This is a genomic window from Cloacibacterium caeni, from assembly GCF_907163125.1.
Lineage (GTDB): Bacteria > Bacteroidota > Bacteroidia > Flavobacteriales > Weeksellaceae > Cloacibacterium > Cloacibacterium caeni_B.
On record NZ_OU015319.1, the window covers coordinates 1,369,242 to 1,389,863 of the forward strand.

Consider the following 20,622-nt stretch of genomic DNA (forward strand, 5'->3'; position numbering starts at 1 on the left):
AGCTCTTTGTTAATTCTGTCTGGTGTGACAAGAAACCACCAAAAAACTTACGAAAAATATAAGAATGATTTTATTGATTGTTACTTTCATAAACTTAGTTTTTAAATTATTCAGACAGATTAATTTCTAGTTTTTTAGGCGGCGTGATTTTTTCCTGTAAATATTGGAAAATCACGAATAATACAGGAATTACCACCAATCCTAAAAATGTACCTATCAATAAACCTACAGCTGCACCTGTTGCAATCGAACGGTTTCCTACCGCTCCAATTCCTGTTGCGAAAATCAGAGGCAATAAACCAAAAATAAACGCAAAAGAAGTCATTAAAATCGGTCTTAATCTAGCTTTAGCTGCATTGATAGCAGACATGACTAAGGTTTCACCGTGATGACGTCTTTGCACTGCAAATTCTACAATTAGAATGGCATTTTTCGCCAATAAACCTACCAACATGATTAAGGCAATCTGGAAGTAAATATTGTTTTCTAAGCCTGCTAATTTTTGACCTAAAAACGCTCCCATTACTCCTAATGGAAGGGAAATAATCACAATTAGCGGTAAGATATAACTTTCATATTGCGCTGCTAAAATGAAATATACAAATACCAAACTCAAGAGGAATATCAACAGTGTTTGAGAGCCAGAAGCTAATTCTTCTCTTGACAAACCTGTAAATTCTACTTCATAGTTTTGGTTGAGTGCACCATCTGCTACTTCCTGTACTGCTCTAATTGCGTCTCCGGTACTGTAACCCGGTGCATTAGACCCAGTAATTTTCACGGAAGTGAATAAGTTGTAACGGCTTACTGATTGTGGACCATAGGTTTTTTCTAAGGTTACAAACTGAGAAATTGGTGCCATTACTCCAGATTTGGTTTTTACGTATAAGGCATTTAAACTTTCAGGAGATTTTCTCGCATCTGGTAAGGCTTGCACCATCACTCTAAACTGTTTTCCATATTTGGTAAAATCTGCTGCATAAATTCCACCGATATAGCCTTGCATGGTATTTAAAATATCGGTTACCGAAACGCCAGATTGCTCTGCAACGGGAACATTAATCGACATTTGATATTGAGGATACTTGGTATTAAAAGAAGTCTGCGCAAATTCTATTTCAGGTCTTTCTATTAATTTTCCGATGAATTCTTGCGTTACTTTGTCTAAATCCGCATAATCACCACCCGATTTATCCAGTAAAACCGCTTCAAAACCAGCACTGCTTCCAAAACCTGGAACAGAAGGCGGTTGGAAAAACACTACTTTCGCATCTGGAACGGTAGCTGCCATTCCGAAGAGTTTTTTGGTGATGTTTTCTATTTTTTCGTCGTCACTGGTTCTTTCTTCAAAAGGTTTTAGTCTGATGAACGCCAAACCATTATTACTACCGTTTCCTGATAAGAAACCTCTTCCTGTAGAAATGGTTACGTTTTTCACTCCCGGAATTTGTAAGGCTTTTTGTTGAATTGCCTTCAAAGCGTTATACGTTCTTTCCATGGAAGCTCCTGCAGGAAGTTGAACATCTGTAAAGATGATTCCACGGTCTTCATTCGGAACGAAACCTTTTTTCATGGAAGCATTTGCCCACCATAAAATTCCCATGGTAATGGCAAAAATAATAACGGTTACTTTCTTGTGTCTGATGAGATATACAAAAGCTCTTCCATAACGGTCTGTAGATGCTTTGAAGCCTGCATTAAATCTGTGGAAGAATTTTCCCATGGTGGTTTTTTCTTCGTATTCTTTATCGTGATGTTGAGGTTTCAAAAATAAAGAACACAACACTGGACTCAATGTTAATGCATTGATTGCTGAGATTAAAATCGCCACGATTAAGGTAATCCCGAACTGTTTATAGAACACACCTGTAGGTCCTTCAATAAAAGTTACGGGAATGAAAACGGCAGCCATTACCAAAGTAATCGAGATAATTGCTCCTGTAATTTCGTGCATGGCTTCTATGGTTGCTTTTTTGGCATCGCTGATGCCGTGTTCCATTTTGGCGTGTACTGCTTCTACTACTACGATGGCGTCATCTACCACAATACCAATCGCTAAAACTAAGGCAAAAAGCGTCAATAAATTCAAGGAATATCCCAGAAGATTCAAAAAGAAAAACGCTCCAATAATCGATACGGGAACTGCAATTGCCGGAATCAATGTAGAACGGAAATCTTGCAAGAAAATAAATACTACGATGAATACCAAGATAAACGCTTCAATTAAGGTATGGACTACTTTTTCGATAGAGGCATCCAGAAATTCATTGGTGTCAAAATTCACCGTATAATGAATCCCTTCTGGGAAGTCGCTTTCGGCTGTTTTTAGGTAAGCTTTGATGTCATTGATGATATCTTGTGCATTAGAACCCGGCGTTTGGAAAATCCCCATACTGATGGCTGGAGAATTTCCGTTTTCCCCTCTTCCTGTATAAGATTGCGCTGCCAATTCTACTTTGGCCACATCTTTCAGCATGAGGTTTTGTCCGTTTCCTAAAGACTTAATGATGATATTATCATACTGTTCTTTGCTGTTGTATTTCCCAACGTATTTGATGATGTATTCAAAAGAACTTCCACTGTTTTGACCGATAGAACCTGCTGCCGCTTCTCTACTCTGTTCGTTTATCGCTGCGGTAACATCTGTAGGATTCAGTCCATAAGCAGCTAGTTTATTGGGGTCTAGCCAAATTCTCATGGAATAATTTTTTCCACCCATTACGTTGGCATCTCCTACTCCATTAATCCTTTTGATGTTTGGAATAACATTGATATTCAAATAATTTTGAAGATAAACATCATCTATTTTTTTATTTTCTGAGTAAAAAGAGAGGTACATCAGCGCACTGGTTTGTTGTTTTTGTGTTACCACTCCAGAACGCGTTACTTCACTTGGTAAAAGCGGTGTAGCTCTGGCTACTCTATTCTGCACGTTTACCGCAGCAATATCTGGGTTTACTCCTTGTTTAAAAAATATCTGAATGTTCGCCGAACCATCATTTCCCGCAGAAGAAGTGATATAGCTCATTCCTTCTACCCCGTTGATTTGTTCTTCTAACGGCACTACTACACTTTTCATCACCGTTTCTGCATTGGCTCCTGTATAATTTGCCGATACGCTTACTGTAGGCGGTGCGATATCTGGATATTGAGTTACGGGTAAAGCCATCAATCCCAGCACCCCTAAAATAACGATGAGAATAGAAATTACGGTTGATAAAACCGGTCTGTTGATGAAATTCTTTATCATTAGAAAAGCGTTTTTATAGATTGTACAATGCTATCAAATTTTGCAGGTTTTGGAATAATTGCCGTTCCTGGTTTTAGTCCGCCAATTCCTGCAGCTACTACTTTGTCACCTTTGTTTACACCAGATTTAATGATGACCATGTTATTAATTCTGTCTTGCACTTCAATCACTGTATTTTTAGCGGTATCTTTTTCTACTTTGAATAGGTATACCATACCTTGTTGCTCATAGGTAGCACTTTCTGGAACCACTAAAGTATTGTCATAGAATTTAGGAAATCTGATGGCTCCACTATTTCCGTTGGTCAACAATTTAGAAGGATTAGGAAACCCTACTCTGAACTGAATGGTTCCTGTAGCTGGGTCAATCTGACCTGTTACCACTTCTATTCTTCCTTTTTCTGGATACAGACTTCCGTTAGCTAATTCCAGTTCTACGTTGGGTAGATTTTTGATTTTCTCAGGAACAGTAGCTCCGTAAGATTTTTCTAAGAAATCTAAATATTCTTTTTCATTCATTGAGAAATATGCATATACAGAACGGGTATCTGAAATGGTAGTCAATGGTGTAGCATCCGAAGGGCCAACTAAACTTCCAACTTTCAATGGCAGTTTTCCTACAATTCCTGAAATAGGTGCTCTGATGATGGAATAATTGATATTCGCCTGTACTGATTTATAATTGGCAGATGCTTGTTGCTGTGATGCGATTGCTTGTGACAATTGTGCTTGTGCTCTTGCTAAATTTGCTAAAGCCGTCTGCAATTGTACGTTGCTGATGATATTTTTTTCAACGAGAGGTTTTAATTTATTTACTTCTACTTGCGCTGCATTTACAGCTGCTCTCGCCGCAGAAACATTGGCTTGTGCCGCAGTAATTCCAGATTTTGCAGCATCTGCATTTTCACTTAGCATGTTGGTTTCTAGTCTAAAGAGCGGTTGACCAGCGGTTACATATTGGCCTTCATCTACTAAAACCTGAGTAATATATCCTTGAATTTTTGCACGAACATCATTATTTACTACTCCTTTTATTGCAGCAGGATAGACATCATATCCTGTTACGTTTCTGGTTTCTACACTGATTACGGGATAAGGTTTTGGTCCGTCTTTTTTCTCTTCTTGTTTTTTACAAGAAATGACTGACAGTAGTGATAAGATGAGGAGCAAAAAAATATTTTTCATATGATTCAATTTTTTCATGATTTATAATTTGTCTAATGTTTCCTGAATATTGGCAATGTTTTTTTCTAACAGTGATTTGTACAATATATAACGTTTGTCATACTCGGTATTGTCTATGCGAGTTTTTCTAAACACACTTAATTGGTCTAAAATTTTTATCTCTCGTTTCATTCGCGTTACAATTTCTTCGAATCTGATGTTGATAAATCCTTCATTAATGAGGAAATACCGCTTTCTTTCATCGATTTTATTGAGTGATTTGATGAGTTCTGCATTGAGCAAAAAATTAATGCTAGAAGAGATTGAACTTTTGCTCGCACAGAAAGTTTCTACCAATTCATCAAAGCATAAACCCTTTCTTTCAAAGTCGAAAGCAAGGTAAGCGTAAATTTTTGCAGAAAGTGGTGGCATATCAAAGAGTTGACCATAGAAATCTACTAATTCTTGATATACTTGTGGTTCTATTTGTAAACTATTTTTCATTTAGAAATGAATTGAGGCGCTAATTTACCAATTAGTTCGGAACTAAACGAACTAAAGTAGATAGATTTTATCAATTTTTTTTTGTGGAGGTGATGAAGTTATGGGTTATGGGTTATGAGTTATGAGTTATGAGTTATGAATTATGAGTTATGAATTATGAGTTATGGGTTATGAGTTATGGGTTATGAGTTATGGGTTATGAGTTATGAGTTATGGATTGTTTTATAGAATTAATGAAAATTTATTTTATGTTTAGAAAATTAAAAAATTTTAGAAAGCAATTTTTTATTCATTTCGTTTTGTAAAATATTTTTTAAGAATATTTTTGCTTTTCCATTATAAACCAGAATCTCATGATCCGAACTTATTTTAATTCATATCATCTATTTAATGAAGAAGAAATTAACCAAATTGAAGAGCTTTCAGTCAAAAGGAGTTTAAACAAATTGGATTTTTTCATGAAAGAAAATGAAATTTGTAAAGAAGTAGGATTTATCGTCAGTGGTTCCTTGCGTTCTTTTTACACCACTCCCAGTGGAGAAGAAGTTACGTATTGCATTCATTTTCCTCAGCATGTTATCACTGCTTATTCTTCCTTTATTACTGGAGAAGCAACTCAAGAAAACATACAAGCGATTACTCCTGTAGAACTTTTGGTTTTTCCTAAGAATCTTATTTTGGAATTAGAAGCCCAAAGTCATCATTGGACCAAATTCCTAAAAACGATTGCAGAAGAGCAATATATCGCACTTGAAAAAAGAATTTTTCAACTCCAAAAAACAAGTGCTAAAGAAAAATATATGGATTTACTTACCAATCATCCCGAATATATTCAGCAAATTCCATTGCAATACTTGGCATCATATTTAGGCATTACCCAAAGACATTTAAGCAGAATTAGAAAAGAAATTACTTTTTAGACAAATGTCCTACAAAAGTAATCGCCGTACTCTTAATTTTGCCTTTCAATTTATATCAAGCAAAAAATGGGTAAAAAAGTATTGATTATTAATGGGCATCCTAATGAAGGTTCATTTAATTTCGGAGTTGCCAATGCTTATGAAAATGGGGCACGTTCGGTTGGGGCTGAGGTAAAACATCTTGTAGTTTCAGAATTAAAATTTAATCCAAATTTAGAATTTGGTTATCAAAAAAGAACGCCATTAGAACCAGATCTTATCGCAGCTTGGGAATCCATACAATGGGCAGAACATCTGGTTTGGGTTCATCCAGTATGGTGGGGTGGTTTACCTGCCATTATGAAAGGATTTATAGACCGTCTATTTTTGCCAGGTATGGCTTTTCAATATCGAGAAAATTCTATCCAGTGGGACAAATTACTGAAAGGCAAAACGGCTCATATTATCACAACCTTGGATCAACCTAGTTGGTACTATCGTTTGGTTTATGGTAGACCCAGTGTGAATCAATTAAAAAAATCTACTTTAGAATTCTGTGGAATATCTCCAGTAAAGGTTACTTACTTAGGAATTGTAAAAACTTCAGATTTTAACGTTCGAAAAAAATGGCTTGAAAAGATAGAACAACTCGGGAAAAAATTAAAATAACCTCATCATGGTATTGTACAGCATAATGAAGCTTAAGGATACACTATCTTTTTCATGTAGAATAAATTTTGTTTCTTTGGATTTTATTTCACAATAATTTTGATTTCATTAAGAAGAAAAACGCTTTGTTTACTGTTAATGAATGAGATATTAACTTTTTCTCCAAGTCTTTATGTTTTACTTTGGTCAAAATTTTGGATTTTTTATTGGTTCATTACAAGAAAATATCACTCACAAGCATTATGCATTGCAGGTGAGTGTTTCTTTTCATTCTTCATTGCGACTACAAGTAAAAGGAAAGGATGAAATTTTGGGTCAGGCTTTTCTCATCAATTCAAAAGTAGAGCACCAATTGCAATGTGAAGGTCTACAAATAACTTTACTGATAAATCCTCTCAGCAGTATTGGACACCAATTATTTTTGATTCTTGATACATCAGAATTTTCTATTTTGCCAGATCCCATTACGCTTCTCTTTCAAAATTTATTAAAACAGTACACTACCGATCTTCCTCAAGAAGAAATAGCACAATCTATTTCAGATATTCTCCGAGAATACTCCTGTCTTTGCGAAAATGAAAACCATGTTCAAGATGATAGAATCATAAAAACGCTTTCTTTACTGGAACATCACTTTGATGAAATACTAAGTTTGGAAGCGGCAGCAGCGTTTTGTCATCTCTCTCCTCCTCGTTTTCTACATTTATTCAAAGAAAAAACTCAACTTAATTTTAGAAGATATCAACTGTGGAATAAGACCATCAAATCTTTACCATTTTTGACTCACCATTCTATCACCCATACAGCTCATGCGTTTGGTTTTACAGACAGTTCCCATTATACCAGAACTTTCAAAGAAACCTTTGGCTTTTCACCTAAATTTTTTGTTTCTAATAAATAGCCAGTTTATACAATTTTAAGACTTTGAGGATTCTGAATTTTGCAGTGTAAATGATTACATGGGAAAATATTCAAATGATTAAATCTCTTAAACACCTCTTATTATGAACGCTTATTTAAAAGAAACTTCTATTCTAAATTATTCCTCACCTTCAATTCAATCATTCATCAAAAGTAAAAATTGGTTGGCTTTACCTCCTGTAGAAAGGGTAAGAACAATTTATAACTTTGTAAGAGATGACATACAGTTTGGTTACAATATATCTGATGGCATCTCTGCCACGCAAGTATTACAAGATGGATATGGACAATGCAACACCAAGGCTACTTTACTTATGGCGCTTTTGCGGGCAGTGGGTATTCCTAATCGCATTCATGGGTTCACCATAGACAAAGCTCTACAAAAAGGTGCTATCACTGGTGTCTGGTATTTACTTTCTCCCAAAAATATTTTGCACAGTTGGGTAGAAGTCTTTGTTGAGGAGAAATGGTACTCTATGGAAGGTGTTATTCTAGACAAGGCTTATTTAACCCAGCTCCAACAAAAAAATCAAGATTGTACAACTTCATTTTGCGGTTATGGAGCTTATACAGATGATTTAAAAAACCCACCTATAGAGTGGAATCTTAACCATACTTACATTCAAGACAAAGGCATTAATCAGGACTTTGGAATTTTTGATACTCCCGACGATTTTTATGCAAAACATCAACAACAAATGAGTTTTTTCAAAAAATTTATTTTTCAAAAGTTTGTAAGAAATATTATGAACAAAAATGTAGCTACTATTAGAAATCGTTCTTAAAAAAGTTCCTCCGAAAAGGTTCAGAATAAACCCTTCGATTTTCTTTTATAAAAAACTCGATTTAGAAGAATAAAGCCCCTTTTCATATTCTTTATTAAAAACTCTACCTTATAAGAATAGAAAAGTTATGGCTACCTATTTTATTATGTATTTTTTAAAATTTTGTTATCTTTGAATGATGTGCTTTTTCGCCACGCGAACTTCGCACATCTGTGAATTTGCTAAATCCCAAGAAAGGAACTAAATTCCTTCTCGGGACTTCGCAAATCCGCCGAACCGTTGCCTGCAAGTGTATACCAAAACACTGCAGAGCAACCAACGGGAAAGCTGAAAACCGACCAGAGTAAGCACTAAACTAAAAACATAAAAAAAAATGAGTAAAGGAGTTTTATGGACGATTAAAATCGCAGTTATTTTCGTTGCTTTAGTAATCATAGTTATTGCTAAAGAAGCGGGTGTTCCTATTATTGTAGCAAATCTAATTGGATTAGGTATCATTTTCGCAGTATGGAAATATAAACCCGAAGAAACAAAAGAAAACAACGATAATAACCAACTCGACAAATCTTAATGTTTAAAGATTATTATAAAATTCTTGAAATATCTCAAAATGCGACTGATGAAGAAATTAAAAAAGCATTTAGAGAACAAGCAATAAAGTGGCATCCTGACAGAAATCAAGGAATTGACACTACTTTGCGTATGCAAGAAATCAATGAAGCGTATTTAATTCTAAAAGACAAAGAAGCAAGAACACGATACGACATCGAATACAATAAATTCAAACAACATCAAGCAAGACAGCAAAAAAACACAACTGAAAACGAAAAAGCAAAATCAGAAAGTCAGCATAAACATCAAGAAGAGAAGCAATCTAATCGTCAATATGAATATTCAGATTTTAAAGTTGAAGATGATTTGCTTGAAAAATGGATGGCTAATGCTAAAAGGCAATCCGTAGAATTAGCCAAACAAACCATTAGAGATTTTAAAGGTGTAACAAAAGCCGCTGCAAATGGTTGTGTAAACGGTATCGTTCAATTGGTTATTTGGGTTGTTGTCATTAACTTAATCGTCTTACTTTTTAGAACTTGTTCAAATTAAAATTTCACAACTATTTTCTAAAATATCTAATGTTTCAATTTTTTTGTTATAAAAAACGTCAATACTTTTCCTAAAAATATAAAATGAGAATCAAATTTGAAGCTGAAATTATAATAAAATAGCAACACCAGCAGGCAACAAGGGTGCTTGTTGCACAACTCAAATATACAAAAATTTGTATAAAAATTGGATATTTCGTAAATTTAAATATGCAAGGAAAGAAGAGTTTTACGCCCCAATTATTTGTTTCGGTTAATTTGTTGGATTTGGTTCCAGAGGATAATTTTTACAGAAAATTGCAAACCGAACTCAATTTACATTTCATTTACAAAGCTACTCAAAAGTATTATGGCAAAGAAGGCCAAGAGAGTATAGATCCTGTAGTTTTCTTTAAGATATTGTTGGTGGGATATTTGAATAACATCAATAGTGATCGACAATTAATTGCTTTTTGTAGTGATAGCTTGTCGATACGATTGTTTTTAGGTTATGATGTACATGAGCAGCTTCCTTGGCACAGTACCATTAGCCGAACTCGCAATTTATATGGCGAAGAAGTGTTTTTAAACTTGTTTAAAGAAGTCTTGAGAATGTGCGTTTCTAAAGGCATGGTTCGTGGTAAACGACAAGCGGTGGACAGCGTTTTCATCAAAGCCAACGCCAGTATGGATAGTTTGGTAGAGAAGGAAGTTTTGGAAGATGCCAGTGCTTTTGTAAACGAATTAGAAGAAAACAGCGAATACAAAGTAACTTCCACCCGCAAGAAACTGGTAGAACGCCACCACGATTGGAAAGCAGAAGCGTATAAAGGAATGCCAGCAAATAGCAACAGCAATCAAACCGACGAAAACGGCAATCTCATCCGTCCCAAATACTTGTCTAATCACACCCATTATTCTCCCACAGATACAGATGCCAGAGTAAGCGTAAAACCTGGCAAAGCGAGACAATTAAATTATTTTGGACAAATCGCAGTAGACGATGCGCACCATGTCATTACAGGAGCGTGTTCTGATTTTGCTGATAAACGCGACAGTCAATGTTTAGAACAAATTGTAGAACTTACCGAAGAAAACTTAAAAGAAAACGGAATCGAACTCGAAGAACTCTTAGCCGATGGTGGTTACAGCAGTGGTGAAGCATTGGCGTATTTACATGAAAAAAACATCAACGCTTACATCCCAAACTTCGGACAATACAAACCCGAGCGAGAAGGTTTTACCTTCAACAAAGAAGAAAATTATTACCAATGCACAAAACCCGAAGGCAACCAAGCGAAACTGCTTTTCAAAGGCGAAAAAAGGGATAGTAAAGGCTACACCAAACGAACGTACCGAAGTAGCGAAACAGATTGCAAAAACTGTCCACTAAGAGAACAATGCTGTGGCAAAAGCACCAAGTTCAAAAAATTAGACGACAGCATCCACAAAGAACATTACGACCGCATGCACCAAAAACTCACCCAAAACGAGAAATATGCCAAGAAAATGGTAAAAGTGCGAAGTAAAACAGTAGAACCCGTGATAGGAACGTTGGTCAACTTTACGAACATGAAGAGAGTCAATACACGAGGCATCAAAAACGCAAACAAACACGTATTAATGGCAAGTTTAACCTACAACTTGAAAAAATACTTACGCTTTATCACCAAAAAACCGAGTGTTTTAGCCCAAGTTCTATCTCTAAAACAAGGGAAGAACTTTGCTTTTATAAAATCAGTCTTCCCAAGCATCAATAACTCAATTTTAAGCACCCCAAATTTTATGATTTTGAATCTTAATTAAAAAATAAACCTCTCTAAAATTGCTTCTAAAGAGGTCAAAATTTTATGTTTTTGAAAACTATTTTCTAAAAAAAGGAGTTGTGCAACAGCTACAAGGGTTTGGCGCAATGGCGGGAGAAGTGCTAAGTTGAAGTTCTAGTAATTCTATTCCGCCTACGCCATTTTTATTTGCTTTTTTGATATATTAGCAAATAAAAAATGGCTTCGGCTACTTTGGGCGATGATTTAAAAGTTAAGTCCTTCAATTTCAGCCACTTGCGCCAAGCCCCAAAACGTTATCTGCAAGTTTATAAAAAAATACCATTAAGAAAATTATGAATAAAATATTTTTACTTTTTTTTACAATAAATCTGATTTTCATTGGTTGTGAAAAACCTACTGAAATAAAAGAAATTCCTTCTGACTATGTAGGCAATTGGAAAGGGAAAATTAATATGCAATTACGAAAGAATATTGATGCTACCTTAAATTTGGAAAAAGATAGTATGAATATACTATATGAAGAATTTGGTACAATTTACAAAATTGAATGTATTGTTGAAAAAATAGAAAAATCAACTATAAAAGAATGTACAACCTGCAAAGATGAAGTTTTAACTTTATATTATGTAATTGAAGATGCCGAAACCAAAGAACAAACACCTTACATTGATAGAATGTGGTTAGACGGTAAAAGTAAAAATGCTTATAACTTACTACATATTGACCAAAGTAAGATATATAAAGGAGAAACGAAAACATGGTCAAGAGTAAAGTAAACACCAAATTATTATGAATAAATTATTTATTTTTTTTTCGATTTTATTTTTTCAACTATTTCTTTCGCAAAAAAGTGAAATTAAATATATCAAATATGAAAATGAAATCTTTTCATTTGAATTACCAAGTGAGATATGGGGAATTCCAAGTCAAAAATTAATCGAAAATTTTAAGACTAATGAAAAAAAGATTTCCTTAGAAAATAAAATCGTTTATAAAGATTTTGATTTCTTAATATCATATAAAAACAATGAGGATTTCTCTCAATTGTATACGCCCTTAATAAAGATTACTACGGGAAAAGCAAATAAAAATTCATTTGAAAAAATGAAAAAAGAATTTGGAACAGATTATATTGAAGGTAATTTTTCGATTGATAATAGAAAATCTTCGTATAATTTAAAACCCGTTATTGATTCAAAAAATCGAACAATAATCCTCTCCACTCATGTGGATGGTATATACGGTTTGTCTAAATTATTTTTTTCAGATAATTATATTGTACAATTCACATATTCAGATTTTGAAAAAGACCAATGTATAGAATGTTTAGTTATTTATATAAATTGCTTAGAAAAAAAATTTAAGTTCAAATAAAAAAACCTGCAGCTAACATATTCTATGTCAAAAAACAAGAAAAATTTTAAATATTTTCAATTGGCAAATTGATGAGTTTTTACATAGGGCTTTTCTCGTTTGATGACTGCAAAAATGCGGCTTACCAGTTTGCATTTTACGTTGTTTAAGGCTAATAAACTGTGTTTTCCTTCTTCTTTTTTTCGTTCTTAGAATAATTTCAGTTCAGGATCGTGCCGTATGGAAGTAAGGGCTAGAAGATGAAGCAAAGATTTCATCTTTTTGTCTGCCAAAGGATTTACCCTATTTCTGCCTTTTATGCTGGTTCCGGAACTGTATTCAAATGAACCAATGCCACAATAGCAGGCAAATTTTCGCCAGTTTTTAAATCGTGTAAAACCTTTCGTTGCCAAAAGAAGGTAAAGCGATCCCACTTCTGCAATGCCCGGAATAGTTTTTAAAAGTTCTTGTTTTTTCTTTAAACCCAAATCACGCAGTTGAAATTTTTTGAGATAAGTCTATGGGGTAATCCCAAATTCCGACGAACCATTTTCTGCGTTTTTTGGTGAGTGCAATCTTCAGTTTGAGTGTGTCACCTACTTTTTCAAAATAAGCTCCAATAGCAAAGGTTCTATATCGTAGTGTAGATAATGTTTTCTGCGTTTTTTCCTGAAGAACAAACAGTCTGAAAATTGACATCAGATTATAAGCAATCATCGAAAATATAAGTGCAGCTTCTGTAGGGAAAAAGCCTTTAAGGTTAAAACTTTCGGCTCCAAAATCTGCCTTTAATTCCTTGATTCGATTCTCTGCATCGCCTCTGTTTCGGTACGTTCTCCAAACATCTGTTGCCGATTGTTCTTGGTTGGTAATATAGGCTGAATAGCGATAATTTCTATGGATTTCATCTTCCGGAAACAGGCTTAATATTCGGCCTGCCGCATTCGGCCGTTGTGCTATTTTTTGCCTTACAATAACTATCCTTCTTGGCTTTTCCCAGTTTTTTGCTTGATAATATTTGTCGCAAATTTCGATGCCCTCATCAACTTTTATCCAAAAATCTTGCTGGTCTATCAAGTGTTGAATGGGGTGAGTAAATTTTGCAGCGATGATGTATTGGAGTGTTTTTAATTCAAGATAATCCATAATGTCTTTCTGGAAAAAACCACTATCCAAACGAACTAATCCTACTTTTTTATCCCCAAAATTTAAGAGTGTTTCTTCTAAAAATCCTACAAAATTATTTGCCGAAGAAGCATCACCGCTCCTGAGCCAAAAATTAGCAACCATCTTTACATCGTTCACAAATGCAATGATAGGATGATGGCTGTTTCTTCCTTTTTTCTTAGGATTGTAGCCTTTTTTTGCTCCTTCTTGCTCTCCGTATCGAGTAATTACAGATGAATCAATGTCTAACGTAAAATAATTGAGGTTCAAATTCTGAAAAAACCAACTGAAAAAATAATGCCCAACTTGCTGGTTGATGTGTTGTGTAAACTTGCCAAAATAGCGTTTATATGCGTCCTGAGCAGGGGTCTTTCGCCAGTCAAATATTTCCCCAAGAGCCTTATCTGCACGGGTAATTTCTGTGTGCAAAAAACGATTGGCGCCACACCAAATACTCGTAATAAAAGATTCAAGCAAAACTTCTTTTTTATAAGAATTATTGGAAAGTGACACAGGTAAAGATTCGCATTTTTCAATTTGCTCTCTAAAGCCGATTTTGTCCAACATTTGCTTTAAAAACACCATGCCTCCCCAAGGCGTAATCTCTTTATTGGTAAAGGATAGCTCGAATTTCATCGCTTATTTTTTTCTACTGCTACGCAGTTGGATATTAGAATACTAAAATACTCTTTTTTTTCTATTGCGGAATTTGGGTTAAATCTTATTGCTGCGTAGAAGTGCGGAAAGACTGACAATATAACTCCTGTTGAACGGGAGCTTTTTGTGCATTATGGATTTATTGTAAAAAATTTTTAAAAATACTGAAGAGACCTCTAGAATGGTCTCTTTTTTGTAAGTGATTTGCAAATTATTTAATTGATCTTTACAAAGCTGTGCGAGTAGTTAAGCGACCAAAAGTTTAGTTTTTTATTTTTTGCAATATGGGAAATCAACTGTAACGATAATAGCAGTTTTTCGATGGAAATTTTAATCTTATTTCAAAAAAAATTAGTTCAAATCCCTCTATTTCAGCACTTCTCAGGGTTTTAATCGGTATTTTAGAATCAATAATTAAGTAATCAAACATTTTAAATTAAACTCAATAAAAAAAATATAATGAACACTTTTAAATTTTTAACCTTAGCAGCAATAACCACCATTTTTGTTTCTTGCAGCGATAGTAAATCAACCGTTGACACTGGCAATAAAGAACAGACAAAAACAGAGGCACAGCAAAATAATGATTTTTCTACAGGAATGTACACGGCAACATTGCCTTGCGCAGATTGTATGGGAATCGAAACCTATATTACCTTTCGAATAGACAACAAGGCGGTTAAAAGTACATCGTATTTAGACAGCGACGGTACTTCTGAAAACGAGTATGGTACCTGGACAAAGAATGATGATATTATTGAAGTATCAATCCCAAATTCGACTAAAGAATATTATCTGGTAAAACCAAACAAAACCTTGGTAAGATTAGATGCTGATAAGAAAGAAGTAAGCGGAGAATTAGCCAAAAATTACACTTTTAAAGAAATAAAAGCTTATACGCCCGCTCAATTGAACGGGACCTATAACACCAACACCGATGGGAAAGGATACAACCAAATTCTGGAATTGAAATCTGAAAATGACAGTATTTATTCAGTGAAAATTTCATTTATTGGCGCTGTGAAAGGGTGTACTTTTGAAGGCAAAGGAAAGTTAGTGAATAATCAGATTGATGTTGATTTAAAAACCATCAATAAAGAATTAAAAGGGACGATGACCATTTTATTTAAGGATAAAACATCTGAAGTATTTACTTCGAAATTTGAAGATAGATTCGCATTAAATTACTTTTGTGGTGGCGGTGCAAGTTTAGCCGGAGATTATTATAAAAAATAGTATTATAAAGGTTCTATCAATAGCTGACCGATAAATAACTTCGGTTGATCGCTGGTAGTCAAATAATGAAAGTGTTGATAAACTGAAACTTCGGACGGTTTTTAAGCATTACCCTTTCCTCGTAAAAGTATTTGCTGCAAATATTAATAAACGAAAATCCAGTTGATCTGCTCAACTGGATTTTTTTTGTTAGAATCCATCGAAATGGAATTTATTTTTTAATCACTTTCCCAGATGAAACTACTTCCCCATTTGTGTTTTTTATCTGATAAATGTAAACACCTTTTTCAAGCGAGGATTTGTTCAAAGAATTTGCTCCTTTCATCAAAACTGATATTGAAACGAGTTTTCCGCTCAAATCGTAGAAGTGCACTACTCCACCATTTTCTGTTGAAATATTTAGGTTTTCATTAAAAGGATTAGGGTAAATTAAAACTTTTGATTTTGAAAAATCCGAAGTGGCAAGTGCGCCAAAATTCATCACGGCAAATGGTGAGAAAGAAGAAATTCCTGTGGCTGTGATGAAATTATTTGAAACAGCCCCCGAATTTTCCTCAGTCCAGTTACCGTTAAGATAATGCCCGACTTTCGCGGTTGAAGCATCAAAACTTCCGTTTTGTTGAGATGCATTCCATCCTAAAGTCAGATTCACGTTGCTTCCTCCCGCTGTAGCTTCGGAAATGTCCCAGGTGGCACTTACCGCGCCGTTCGTAGTGTTGGAAATCCCATCCGAAACTCTCGTTGAAAAAGTATCGGAAGTTCCGTTGTTTGCGATGGAAACAGGATTGTAATTCGTGGCCGTTCCGATTGGAAAGTTTACAGTTCCTCTCTCAGCATTTAGATTTTCAACATTTACGGTGCCGGTTCCGTTGGTGACGATGTAATTGGTAGAATTTCCATTCGTTATTTGGGAAGAAGGGCCTTTTAAGTTTAAATTATTCCCGTTTAAAGTGATTTTTGCTCCGAGGTTTAAATTTCCTGAAACATTGAGGTTTCCTGCGGAAATATTGAGTGGTGAAGAAACGAATAAGTTTTTAGCAAACACATCCGAATTAATCTGAGGTGTAACATTTACTGGAATTATTGCGTCATTCTGTGTTAAAGGTGTTAATGTAGAGTTCCAGTTATTAGGATTGTTCCAAGAATTGTCCACACTATTGTTAAATGTAAAATCACCTTTGAATTTATAAAGGGCTGTAGAAAAATTGTCCTTATAACCAAAGAAAAATAAATCATCATTTAATCTGAAAAAATATTTTGCATCTAAACTTCCATTGTATCCAAAGCTAATCGTTTTAATTTGATCAAAAGCCTGTGATAAGGTAACGCCATCTGTTCTCCAAAGCTCTTTTCCTTCTGTAATAGGAGCTGTTGGTAAATTATAATCAAACCATAATGTATTTTTATAAATTTTATAATTTTCATACCTATCTAATGCATACTCTAAATTACAGTTTACTGAAGTTAGGTTTGAACCATCAGAATTTGCTCTGTAGATTTTACCATTCATCATTTGACTTGTATCATAAGGTCTTGTGATGAAAAATATATTATCATTATCGGTAAACATTTGTTTAATAATGGTTGTTGTATTGGGTTGATAAAATATTCTATTTGAGTTTCCGGGAATTCCGTTTGTTAATATAACTTCTGATGTAGCTCCACTACTCACGAAAACAAGATGATCTTTGGTTTTCATAAAATCAAAACCAATTGATGAGGCGTCTTTTTTAAAAATAAATTGTGTAATATTTTGATTATCTAAACTAAAAATTCCACTAATATTATTTATTCTGGCACTTAGATAAAGTTTATCTTTAAAAATAGTTCCAATTTGATAAACTCTTGTGACCACACCTTGCCCTCCACCACCAGTATCACCAATAGTAAATGGAATAACATTGGAAAAAACACTGCCGTCATAAGAAACTAAGTTGTAATTTTTATCTAATAAATAAAGTTTATTATTATATGAGGTAAGATAACCCGTATCATTAACTAAATCTATTAATGGACTGTTTGTAACAGCTTGACTTTGTGAACCATCAGTTTTCCAGATTTCCCATTTACTTTGAGCTGTAGAATACTTTAAATAATAAAATGTGTTACCGATATGGGAATCAGTTTTATATCTTGGTCCTCTATTTCCATTATATTCATCACCACCAATTTCTATACTGAAAAATCTTTTTTGTGGACTTACGGGATTCTGGACTTGATCTACTCTAAAGGTTCCAGCTGCGGTTCCATCTGTTCTCCATAATTCTAAAAATATATTACTTGCACTATCCGTATACTGAATTGTAAAATAAATATAATTTCCAGCTGGTTTAAACTGAATTGCAATTGGGTTTGAAACTGTGCTACTTATTAAATTTTTTAAAACAACAGTACCATTTTCAGTACCGTCCGTCATTACTAAATTCAATGTATTGCATCCGCTTTTACACGGTTGAAAATAGTAGTCTGCAATATAAAAAGCCTTATTATTCCACACATTATACTCACCAAGAAAAGCTCTATAATTAACACTTTCTTTTGGATAAACTGGAACACCTAGATAATTACTGGAATAAGGAGATTCTTTTACAACACTAACTTGTGCCAAAATCGTGGTAAAAGAAAAAAGAAATATTGTTTTTAATATATTTTTCATTATGTTAATTTTTAAAATTATTTCTTAATCACTTTCCCAGATGAAACTACTTCCCCACTTGTGTTTTTTATTTGATAAATGTAAACGCCTTTCGCAAGCGAAGATTTGTTCAAAGAATTTGCTCCTTTCATCAAAACTGATATTGAAACGAGTTTTCCGCTCAAATCGTAGAAGTACACTACCCCACCATTTTCTGTTGAAATATTTAGGTTTTCATTAAAAGGATTAGGGTAAATTAAAACTTTTGATTTTGAAAAATCCGAAGTGGCAAGTGCGCCAAAATTCATCACGGCAAATGGTGAGAAAGAAGAAATTCCTGTGGCTGTGATAGAATTATTTGAAACCGCCCCCGAATTTTCCTCAGTCCAGTTACCGTTAAGATAATGCCCGACTTTCGCGGTTGAAGCATCAAAACTTCCGTTTTGTTGAGATGCATTCCATCCTAAAGTCAGATTCACGTTGCTTCCTCCCGCTGTAGCTTCAAAAATGTCCCAGGTTGCGTTTACCGCGCCGTTCGTAGTGTTGGAAATTCCATCCGAAACTCTCGCTGAAAAGGTATCGGAAGTTCCGGTGTTTGCGATGGAAACAGGATTGTAATTCGTGGCCGTTCCGATTGGTAAGTTTACGATTCCTCTCTCAGCATTTAGATTTTCAACATTTACGGTGCCGGTTCCGTTGGTCACGATGTAATTGGTAGAATTTCCATTCGTTATTTGGGAAGAAGGGCCTTTTAAGTTTAAATTATTCCCGTTTAAAGTGATTTTTGCTCCAAGATCTAAGTTCCCTGTAACGTTCAGGGTTCCTGCAGAAAGGTTCAACGGCGAACTTACGCTTATATTTTTCACTGATGCATTGCCATTAATTTCCGGTGTTTTTCCTGTCGGAATTAACGCGACATCGCTTTCAAAAGGAACGATCTGCCCTGCCCAGTTATCACCTTCATTCCATTGATTGTTTGATGTGCCATTGTTGAAAGTAAAATCTTCATTTAAAGAATACAGATTTTCTTTGCCCTCATTGGTGCCAATAAAATAGATTTTGTTCTGAAGCTTAAAAAAGTTCCTCGGTTGAGATGGCATATTTACAAAATTATTTTGCGGAAGTTGCTGTTGGCCTCTATTTATTTCATAAGCCATATAATTGCTAGAACCATTGGTACGCCATAATTCAATATTGAGTCCGTTCAATGTTGGACTGTTCAATTTTTCAGGCAAATCAGCATAATAAAGAATTCCATTTAAGGTGTGCCCCCAAAAAAAGGGGTAATTCACCGTAACAGAATTAATTAAAGAAGCATCTTCATTAATCGCCGTAATATTGTAAGAATATGCACTATTCATCAATGTTTCCGTATGAATATATGAGATGTTTTCACCAGTTATTATTTCCTTTAGCTTACTGTTGGGAGGAAGTAGTACTTTTCTCACCGTATCATTTTTATCAATAATGTATAAATATTCGTCGCAGCCATTATTGCCAAACATAAACATATAATTTGCAGTTTTTCGGAACTGAAACGTTTTCTTGGAATCAGGTGGTCCCGGGAAACCCATAGTGCAAGGTGCTGTGTAAACTAGTTTTTTGTTGTTGCCAAAATCTGTGGTAGAATATATATTGAAATTACCGGCATCAAAATAAATCTTACCGTTAAAAAAAGCACTAAATCGTTTGAAAGAAGGATCAAATTTTCCATTAGAATAAAATACCTGTTTTGTGGAAACACCATCGTACACAAAAGACGCATCGTACCTACTTTTTACTCCACTATATTGGTTGACAGTATAATAACTTCCTCCAAAATAAAGCTTGTTATTATAAACAAGATAAGTATTGGGAAGAGACTGCTTGTAGCTGTAGTCTCCGGGAATTTTTTTAATCGACTCAACAGTGCCCTCTGTTTCGTACATGGAAAATTCCTGGGTAGTATTGTCGAATTTTGTATAAAAGAGTTTGTTTCCGATTGTAACAAGTTGATTGTCAAAATTATCCGGATAATTGTAAGAAGAATTTTGAATGCTTGTAATAAACTCTTCACTAGTAGTGCCTCCAATTCCCAAATAATTCATATTAGGTTCTGTAAAACCTGTCCTAAAAGATTCATCGAGTTTCAAGGTATTTTCCGAAGTACCGTCTGTTCTCCATAACTGGTATTTTCCGTAATTTGTTTTGCAGGTGAAATAAAGATAGCTGTCGGTTGCAGCCCATTGAACGATTTTAGCGTCGTACTCAGTGCTTGGAGATAAATCTTTCAAAATTTTAGTGCCTTCCGCAGTTCCGTCGGAAACTACAAGATTGCACGTACGGTATTGATAAGGTGAAGATACCGGGATCCCTTTTCCTTGATAGAATACCATGTTTTTCCAAACCTTCAACCTATGTTTTTCCATATATTGGGGAAGGAGTTTACTGTCATTAAATTCTAATACTTTTGTAATCTGGGCATTTCCAAATACGGAGATAAAGAATATTGCCAAAAAATAGAAATTTTTCATT

At 34.5% G+C, this 20,622-nt stretch carries 17 protein-coding genes; 10 read left to right on the plus strand and 7 right to left on the minus strand.

All coding sequences use genetic code 11. The features are described 5' to 3' along the window. Positions 1–106: 106 nt before the first annotated feature. Genes KKQ79_RS06285 through KKQ79_RS06295 form a run of 3 tightly spaced genes read right to left on the minus strand, consistent with a single transcriptional unit; the run spans position 107 to position 4,917 of the window. Positions 107–3,250 carry an efflux RND transporter permease subunit gene (locus tag KKQ79_RS06285; RefSeq protein WP_213189408.1) on the minus strand — a complete coding sequence of 1,048 codons (3,144 nt, stop codon included), beginning with the start codon at positions 3,248–3,250 and terminating at the stop codon, positions 107–109. Further along, the gene (locus KKQ79_RS06290; RefSeq protein WP_213189409.1) at positions 3,250–4,434 is read right to left on the minus strand and encodes an efflux RND transporter periplasmic adaptor subunit; all 1,185 of its coding nucleotides are present in this window, start codon (positions 4,432–4,434) and stop codon (positions 3,250–3,252) included. The genes KKQ79_RS06285 and KKQ79_RS06290 overlap by 1 nt, the downstream gene beginning before the upstream one ends. Before the next feature lie 21 nt (positions 4,435–4,455). After that, positions 4,456–4,917 carry a transcriptional regulator gene (locus KKQ79_RS06295; protein WP_213189410.1) on the minus strand — a complete coding sequence of 154 codons (462 nt, stop codon included), beginning with the start codon at positions 4,915–4,917 and terminating at the stop codon, positions 4,456–4,458. A 353-nt stretch (positions 4,918–5,270) separates the two neighbouring features. Here KKQ79_RS06295 and KKQ79_RS06300 point away from each other — a divergent pair, with 353 nt between their 5' ends. The 9 genes from KKQ79_RS06300 (at position 5,271) to KKQ79_RS06340 (ending at position 12,434) form a co-directional block, all read left to right on the plus strand. After that, on the plus strand, positions 5,271–5,837 hold the full coding sequence (locus tag KKQ79_RS06300; protein ID WP_104793560.1) for a Crp/Fnr family transcriptional regulator: 567 nt from the start codon (positions 5,271–5,273) through the stop codon (positions 5,835–5,837). Between the two features lie 66 nt (positions 5,838–5,903). Further along, a complete protein-coding gene (locus KKQ79_RS06305) occupies positions 5,904–6,485 on the plus strand; it encodes an NAD(P)H-dependent oxidoreductase (RefSeq protein ID WP_213189411.1) in 582 nt (193 codons plus the stop codon). Between the two features lie 172 nt (positions 6,486–6,657). Next, positions 6,658–7,386, plus strand: a complete 729-nt coding sequence (locus KKQ79_RS06310; protein ID WP_213189412.1) for an AraC family transcriptional regulator — start codon at positions 6,658–6,660, stop codon at positions 7,384–7,386. A gap of 103 nt (positions 7,387–7,489) precedes the next feature. Continuing rightward, a complete protein-coding gene (locus KKQ79_RS06315) occupies positions 7,490–8,191 on the plus strand; it encodes a transglutaminase-like domain-containing protein (protein ID WP_213189413.1) in 702 nt (233 codons plus the stop codon). Positions 8,192–8,564: 373 nt separating this feature from the next. Next, positions 8,565–8,762, plus strand: a complete 198-nt coding sequence (locus tag KKQ79_RS06320; protein ID WP_213189414.1) for a hypothetical protein — start codon at positions 8,565–8,567, stop codon at positions 8,760–8,762. Then, entirely contained in the window at positions 8,762–9,295 is a 534-nt protein-coding gene (locus tag KKQ79_RS06325; RefSeq protein ID WP_213189415.1) for a J domain-containing protein, read from the plus strand. The genes KKQ79_RS06320 and KKQ79_RS06325 overlap by 1 nt, the downstream gene beginning before the upstream one ends. A gap of 209 nt (positions 9,296–9,504) precedes the next feature. Beyond that, entirely contained in the window at positions 9,505–11,079 is a 1,575-nt protein-coding gene (locus KKQ79_RS06330; protein ID WP_213189007.1) for an IS1182 family transposase, read from the plus strand. 313 nt (positions 11,080–11,392) lie between these two features. Next, positions 11,393–11,836 (plus strand): hypothetical protein, encoded by a 444-nt coding sequence (locus tag KKQ79_RS06335; protein WP_213189416.1) that lies wholly within the window; start codon positions 11,393–11,395, stop codon positions 11,834–11,836. Between the two features lie 13 nt (positions 11,837–11,849). After that, positions 11,850–12,434, plus strand: a complete 585-nt coding sequence (locus KKQ79_RS06340; protein WP_213189417.1) for a hypothetical protein — start codon at positions 11,850–11,852, stop codon at positions 12,432–12,434. A gap of 188 nt (positions 12,435–12,622) precedes the next feature. Here KKQ79_RS06340 and KKQ79_RS06345 read toward each other — a convergent pair whose 3' ends face one another. Continuing rightward, positions 12,623–12,901 carry a transposase gene (locus KKQ79_RS06345; RefSeq protein WP_213189418.1) on the minus strand — a complete coding sequence of 93 codons (279 nt, stop codon included), beginning with the start codon at positions 12,899–12,901 and terminating at the stop codon, positions 12,623–12,625. Position 12,902: 1 nt separating this feature from the next. After that, positions 12,903–14,216, minus strand: coding sequence for an IS1380 family transposase (locus KKQ79_RS06350; RefSeq protein WP_213189419.1), 1,314 nt, complete (start codon positions 14,214–14,216; stop codon positions 12,903–12,905). A 480-nt stretch (positions 14,217–14,696) separates the two neighbouring features. Here KKQ79_RS06350 and KKQ79_RS06355 point away from each other — a divergent pair, with 480 nt between their 5' ends. Further along, positions 14,697–15,473, plus strand: coding sequence for a copper resistance protein NlpE (locus KKQ79_RS06355; RefSeq protein WP_213189420.1), 777 nt, complete (start codon positions 14,697–14,699; stop codon positions 15,471–15,473). Positions 15,474–15,684: 211 nt separating this feature from the next. Here the strand turns inward: KKQ79_RS06355 and KKQ79_RS06360 are convergent, their stop codons facing one another. Continuing rightward, on the minus strand, positions 15,685–18,129 hold the full coding sequence (locus tag KKQ79_RS06360; protein WP_213189421.1) for a T9SS type A sorting domain-containing protein: 2,445 nt from the start codon (positions 18,127–18,129) through the stop codon (positions 15,685–15,687). Between the two features lie 17 nt (positions 18,130–18,146). Then, entirely contained in the window at positions 18,147–20,621 is a 2,475-nt protein-coding gene (locus tag KKQ79_RS06365) for a T9SS type A sorting domain-containing protein (RefSeq protein WP_213189422.1), read from the minus strand. Position 20,622 lies beyond the last annotated feature (1 nt).

Excerpts from the sequence above, each read along its gene's own strand:
- KKQ79_RS06285 (WP_213189408.1), bottom strand. The coding sequence starts at position 3,250 with ATGATAAAGAATTTCATCAACAGACCGGTTTTATCAACCGTAATTTCT.
- KKQ79_RS06290 (WP_213189409.1), bottom strand. The coding sequence starts at position 4,434 with ATGAAAAATATTTTTTTGCTCCTCATCTTATCACTACTGTCAGTCATT.
- KKQ79_RS06295 (WP_213189410.1), bottom strand. The coding sequence starts at position 4,917 with ATGAAAAATAGTTTACAAATAGAACCACAAGTATATCAAGAATTAGTA.
- KKQ79_RS06300 (WP_104793560.1), top strand. The coding sequence starts at position 5,271 with ATGATCCGAACTTATTTTAATTCATATCATCTATTTAATGAAGAAGAA.
- KKQ79_RS06305 (WP_213189411.1), top strand. The coding sequence starts at position 5,904 with ATGGGTAAAAAAGTATTGATTATTAATGGGCATCCTAATGAAGGTTCA.
- KKQ79_RS06310 (WP_213189412.1), top strand. The coding sequence starts at position 6,658 with ATGTTTTACTTTGGTCAAAATTTTGGATTTTTTATTGGTTCATTACAA.
- KKQ79_RS06315 (WP_213189413.1), top strand. The coding sequence starts at position 7,490 with ATGAACGCTTATTTAAAAGAAACTTCTATTCTAAATTATTCCTCACCT.
- KKQ79_RS06320 (WP_213189414.1), top strand. The coding sequence starts at position 8,565 with ATGAGTAAAGGAGTTTTATGGACGATTAAAATCGCAGTTATTTTCGTT.
- KKQ79_RS06325 (WP_213189415.1), top strand. The coding sequence starts at position 8,762 with ATGTTTAAAGATTATTATAAAATTCTTGAAATATCTCAAAATGCGACT.
- KKQ79_RS06330 (WP_213189007.1), top strand. The coding sequence starts at position 9,505 with ATGCAAGGAAAGAAGAGTTTTACGCCCCAATTATTTGTTTCGGTTAAT.
- KKQ79_RS06335 (WP_213189416.1), top strand. The coding sequence starts at position 11,393 with ATGAATAAAATATTTTTACTTTTTTTTACAATAAATCTGATTTTCATT.
- KKQ79_RS06340 (WP_213189417.1), top strand. The coding sequence starts at position 11,850 with ATGAATAAATTATTTATTTTTTTTTCGATTTTATTTTTTCAACTATTT.
- KKQ79_RS06350 (WP_213189419.1), bottom strand. The coding sequence starts at position 14,216 with ATGAAATTCGAGCTATCCTTTACCAATAAAGAGATTACGCCTTGGGGA.
- KKQ79_RS06355 (WP_213189420.1), top strand. The coding sequence starts at position 14,697 with ATGAACACTTTTAAATTTTTAACCTTAGCAGCAATAACCACCATTTTT.
- KKQ79_RS06360 (WP_213189421.1), bottom strand. The coding sequence starts at position 18,129 with ATGAAAAATATATTAAAAACAATATTTCTTTTTTCTTTTACCACGATT.
- KKQ79_RS06365 (WP_213189422.1), bottom strand. The coding sequence starts at position 20,621 with ATGAAAAATTTCTATTTTTTGGCAATATTCTTTATCTCCGTATTTGGA.